At 38.8% G+C, this 4,949-nt stretch carries 4 protein-coding genes and 1 pseudogene; 4 read left to right on the top strand and 1 reads right to left on the bottom strand.

All coding sequences use genetic code 11. The features are described from left to right. Positions 1-152 precede the first annotated feature (152 nt). A complete protein-coding gene (gene corA, locus BIV60_RS03220; protein ID WP_071354277.1) occupies positions 153-1,082 on the bottom strand; it encodes a magnesium/cobalt transporter CorA in 930 nt (309 codons plus the stop codon). A 620-nt stretch (positions 1,083-1,702) separates the two neighbouring features. On the opposite strand from corA, the gene hutP reads away from it, so the two are divergent. The 4 genes and pseudogenes from hutP to BIV60_RS03205 all read left to right on the top strand — a co-directional run. Then, positions 1,703-2,152: a histidine utilization transcription antiterminator HutP gene (gene hutP / locus BIV60_RS03215; protein WP_371261500.1), complete on the top strand. Its 450-nt coding sequence runs from the start codon at positions 1,703-1,705 to the stop codon at positions 2,150-2,152. Positions 2,153-2,264: 112 nt separating this feature from the next. After that, positions 2,265-3,803, top strand: coding sequence for a histidine ammonia-lyase (gene hutH, locus BIV60_RS03210; protein ID WP_071354276.1), 1,539 nt, complete (start codon positions 2,265-2,267; stop codon positions 3,801-3,803). Positions 3,804-4,046: 243 nt separating this feature from the next. Then, positions 4,047-4,229 carry a YolD-like family protein gene (locus tag BIV60_RS28115; protein ID WP_083402073.1) on the top strand — a complete coding sequence of 61 codons (183 nt, stop codon included), beginning with the start codon at positions 4,047-4,049 and terminating at the stop codon, positions 4,227-4,229. A gap of 268 nt (positions 4,230-4,497) precedes the next feature. Beyond that, positions 4,498-4,949: pseudogene (locus BIV60_RS03205) on the top strand (urocanate hydratase); the annotation flags it as partial.

The raw sequence follows: 4,949 nt of genomic DNA, 5'->3' as shown, positions 1-4,949 counted from the left end.
TAGTTATACGGGTTGATGAACTTATACGAAAAACAACAATCTATTCGAAAATAGCCTTATCTAAAAATCGTAAATGTATAGGATAAGGATTTTCAAGAAACCATTGATATCCATATAGGATCAAGGAAAACGTTAATACAATAAGATGATGTTTAAATCCATTTTTTTTTCTTAAAGTAAAACACCATGATCAAGATTAAAACAATCATAATCCCCCATACGTAGGCGTATCCAAAACTCCAATTATATTCCGGAATACCTTTTAAATTCATCCCATAAAGACCAACCACAAAAGACAATGGCAGAAATAAAGTGCTCCATATTGTCAAAGTCTTCATAATTTCATTCATCCTGTCGGCTTTCATTGAAATTTGCATATCGAGAAGACCTGTCAGTGCATCCCGAAACATATCAATGGAATCGATTACCCTCGAGATATGGTCAAACACATCTACGAAATATACATCCGCTTCGGGTTTAGTATAGGGAAAGTGTTGATGGCTAATATTACCTAACACCGTTCGCTCATCAACAAAAATCTTCCTTAGTGTATGAGTAGACCTTTTGAGTCGAAAAACCTCCTGTGCAATGGATGTATATGGATTTATATGAATCATTTCTTCCCATTCTTCAATCTTATCTTCTAAATGATCCACTACCATCTCATATTCATCTACACATTGGTCCATGATATGGTATAAGATTTGAGCGGGAAACTCCATTTTCCCCTCAATCGTTTTAAATTGCTCGTACAATCTCTCCAATACAGGAATATCGTGTTTATAAATCGTTACAACATAATTGGAGCCCACCACTAGGGCGATTTCAATAGGATTGTGTTGATCGTCGATTGCAAAAAAGGATATGAAAATATGATCCGGGTACCGATCCATTTTAGGGCGCTGATTTAACTTGATGCCATCTTCTACGACTAGTGTGTGACAATTAAGTAAATCATAAAGAACATTTTTAACCTCATTCGGTTTTGGATCGTAAAGACGAATCCACACAACCTCGTGCTCACTTGGTTTTCGAATTTTCTCCGTAGTGGTATTTTTAGAAATTTGATCATACACTAGCATTTTAAATCTCCTCTCATAAAAAAATTGATATCCTTATTATAATTGTTTATAAAGCTCGTTGAAACAATGCATAGTAATCACCACAGCAACCTTTTTTCTTATCTGCGAGTCAAGATTGTGAAACTTTACACTTAAAAAAACGGGTGCAAACCGCTGGAAGGTTCAAATGGATGATGGTACAAATGTAATCCAATCATTGCTATTTCCTCAGGAACTTTGATGCTCTTGGCTTGAATATATCCAATTAATCCCATTGTAATAGCGTTAGAGGATATAAATAGAGCGGTTATGTCCGATTTTTCCGCTATTCTTTCGTCATCTGGTAGCCGCTTTCAAAAGAGGGTTCGCCAATCAGAATATGATTCTCGTCTAAAGGAATACTATGGTCAGACAGTGCTTTACGGTAACCAGCAAGCCGTTCTTATGCCGGTGATAGACTCAGAAGGCCATAAAGTATCTCGATTTTTTGATGCCCTTTTTCAATTAGCATCTTGACTGCATCGTAACTACCTTGAAAATCATTATTTATGGGAAAAATATATATTGACCTAACGATAGGAATACGTTTAAAATAGGAATCAGTTATTAGTCAATTTAGAAAATTAAAAAGAGGTAACTGCATGACGATGGGATTCGACAGAAAAATTGGTCAGCAGGCAATCATGTACGCGTTTGCAGAAGAAGAGGAAGAAGCCTCATTAGTAAGTAAGCTTACGCAAATGAATTGGCGCTATGGAAAAGGAAAGGTTGGATCAATGGAGCTGCAGAAAATCGTAGCAGCCATTGAAACGTCAGCGAAAAGGCAAGAAATAGTCAATCCTGAGCTTTATCGTGAAATGCATGCATTGTATCATGCGATTATTGAAGCGATGCACGGTGTAACACGTGGTCAAGTTGAGCTTGGCGGAATGCTTAGAACAGCAGGGCTTCGGTTTGCGATTCTTCGCGGCCATCCGTTTGAAAACAAGGCAGAAGGTGAATGGATTGCCGTTGCAGTGTATGGAACAATTGGAGCACCGGTTCGCGGGTTTGAGCATGAAGCGATTGGATTAGGTATTAACCACATTTAAATAATAAAAAGCCTATAGTTATTAGTTAAACAGGGGGCTGTATTGACGACGGGATACGTCTGTCAATACGGCCCCCTTTTTGGTTTTAAAAAAATAATAAGGGGTGTAAGAAATGATTCTATTAACAGGTCAGACTTTAACGATTGAAGAAGCAAAAGAGATTTTATATAATGATGCGTTTGTTAAAGCTTCAGCGGAAAGCTGGAGCAATGTGGAAAAAAGCAGGGAAGCTGTTGAAAAGATCGTAAAGCAAAAGAAAGTCATCTACGGTATTACAACTGGATTTGGAAAGTTTAGTGATGTATTGATTGATGCTGAAGATGTAGAGCAGCTGCAGTGGAATTTGATTCACTCTCATGCATGCGGGGTAGGAGAACCGTTTCCTGAAGTAGTTTCTCGAGCCATGCTTCTGCTCCGTGCTAACGCATTATTAAAAGGTTTTTCTGGAGTGCGTCCCGTTGTCATTGAACGCTTGCTTGAGCTTTTGAATGCACATATACATCCGGTCATTCCACAGCAAGGTTCACTTGGAGCGAGCGGGGATTTAGCACCACTGTCCCATTTGGCTCTTGTGCTAATGGGTGAGGGTGAAGTGTTTTATAAAGGGGAACAAATGAAGGCCCTCACAGCTTTGTCGAAAGAAGGCATTGTTCCACTGACATTGCAAGCAAAGGAGGGCTTAGCATTAATTAACGGTACCCAAGCTATGACGGCAATGGGTCTAGTCAATTACATCGAAGCCGAGCAGCTTGCTCTTCAAACGGAAGCGATAGCATCATTGACATTAGAAGGGTTACGCGGCATTAAGGAAGCTTTTGATGCGGATGTTCATTTTTCACGTGGGTATCGTCAACAATCTGAAGTCGCGGAACGTATTCGGCGAATGATTAGTGACAGCCAGCTTGTCACTACGCAAGGAGAACTTCGGGTACAGGATGCATACTCTCTCCGCTGCATCCCACAAGTACACGGCGCATCATGGCAGACACTTGATTATGTAAAAGAGAAGCTTGAAATTGAAATGAACGCAGCAACCGATAATCCGCTTATTTTCGATGATGGTGAAAAGGTAATTTCGGGAGGGAACTTTCACGGCCAGCCGATCGCATTTGCAATGGACTTCCTTAAAATTGCCATGGCGGAGTTTGCGAATATTTCAGAGCGTCGAATTGAGCGTCTCGTCAATCCGCAGCTAAATGATTTACCGCCGTTTTTAAGCCCAGAGCCGGGTTTGCAGTCGGGAGCGATGATTATGCAATATGTGGCAGCCGCGCTTGTATCAGAAAACAAAACATTGGCGCACCCGGCAAGTGTGGATTCCATCCCATCTTCAGCGAACCAGGAAGATCATGTAAGCATGGGGACAATTGGATCCCGCCATGCTCATCAAATCATTCAAAACGTCCGCCGTGTATTGGCAATTGAACTTATTTGCGCCTTGCAGGCAGTGGAATATCGTGGAAGAGATATGATGGCTTCATTTACAAATGCTTTTTATACGGAAGCGAGAAAGCTTATCCCAAGCATTACGCAAGATCGTGTGTTCTCAAAGGATATCGAGGCAGCAGCAAGCTGGTTATATCAAATCGACTGGAAATCATTTGTAGAAAAAAACTTACATGTTAGAAAAGAGGAAATTTCCAAACAGTAAACAAGGTGATGGAGTTGTTTTTAGATCAACATCTCTCAAAATCACCCCTATTTCGGAAATGGAGGGAATAGCTATAGTGGTTACTAAGCTCGCCTCTTGTTCAAATCTTTAACGTCATTCCGGAGCATTGTTTGCTCCGGTGACTATTTTCTTACTGAATATTGCAGAACTCATACGATCTAAAAGATCAAATTATTTTTATTTATTTTCGGAATTTCCAGGCTTCGGAGAAAGGGATTACAGATGTTTTTAAAAGAGTTGACAAAAAAAGAATATATTACAATTACTTACTATGAGAATAGTTCATTACTAACATGCAATGGCCGTGTATGTCTAATTGATATACAGAAACAAGCACTTTTAATAAAAGACAGACAGCAAAAAAATCTCTGCATTCGTTTATCCGATATTAGAGAAATTCATTAAATATTACCTTTTTTTGCATTAAATAATACATTACTGATCAAAGTTGGGAATTAGTCACTGTTTAAGATCTTTAGAATGAATCGGCTTACTTTTTTTGGGTTATAAAAATAATGAACAAATCTAAAAATATTGCTATTTTAGATAAAAAATTTTATATAAACACGCGCAATTTTTAAAGAATTTATACGTTTTCGAATTTTCTGTTCGTATTTTTCAAAAGATTTTATTTTTATAATTAAGCCATGGTTAAATAAAAGGAGTGGATGTTATGGAAACGAAAACATCTGAAAAAAGAATCATTAAAAATTATAAAGGTACGGAACTACATGCAAAAGGCTGGATTCAAGAAGCTGCTCTTCGCATGCTTTATAACAACCTAGACCAAGAAGTAGCAGAAAGACCAGAAGATCTTGTTGTATACGGCGGGATTGGGAAAGCAGCTCGTAACTGGGAATCTTTTGATGCGATTGTGAAAACGCTTTTAGAACTAGAAGATGATGAAACAATGTTAGTTCAATCAGGTAAGCCAGTGGTTGTTTGGAAATCTCACAAAGATGCACCACGTGTATTGCTTGCTAACTCAAACCTTGTACCTGCATGGGCAAACTGGGAGCACTTCCACGAGCTTGATAAAAAAGGCTTGATGATGTACGGTCAAATGACTGCAGGAAGCTGGATTTACATCGGAAGCCAAGGAATTGTTCAAGGAACTTACGAAAC

This window comes from Bacillus sp. MUM 116 (assembly GCF_001866655.1).
Classification (GTDB): Bacteria; Bacillota; Bacilli; order Bacillales; family Cytobacillaceae; genus Neobacillus.
This window is presented reverse-complemented; position numbering and strand designations above follow the sequence as displayed.

Bases quoted from the DNA above. Each gene is read 5' to 3' on its own strand.
- hutP (WP_371261500.1), top strand. From the start codon at position 1,703: ATGACGATGGGATTCGACAGAAAAATTGGTCAGCAGGCAATCATGTAC.
- hutH (WP_071354276.1), top strand. From the start codon at position 2,265: ATGATTCTATTAACAGGTCAGACTTTAACGATTGAAGAAGCAAAAGAG.
- BIV60_RS28115 (WP_083402073.1), top strand. From the start codon at position 4,047: ATGTTTTTAAAAGAGTTGACAAAAAAAGAATATATTACAATTACTTAC.
- corA (WP_071354277.1), bottom strand. From the start codon at position 1,082: ATGCTAGTGTATGATCAAATTTCTAAAAATACCACTACGGAGAAAATT.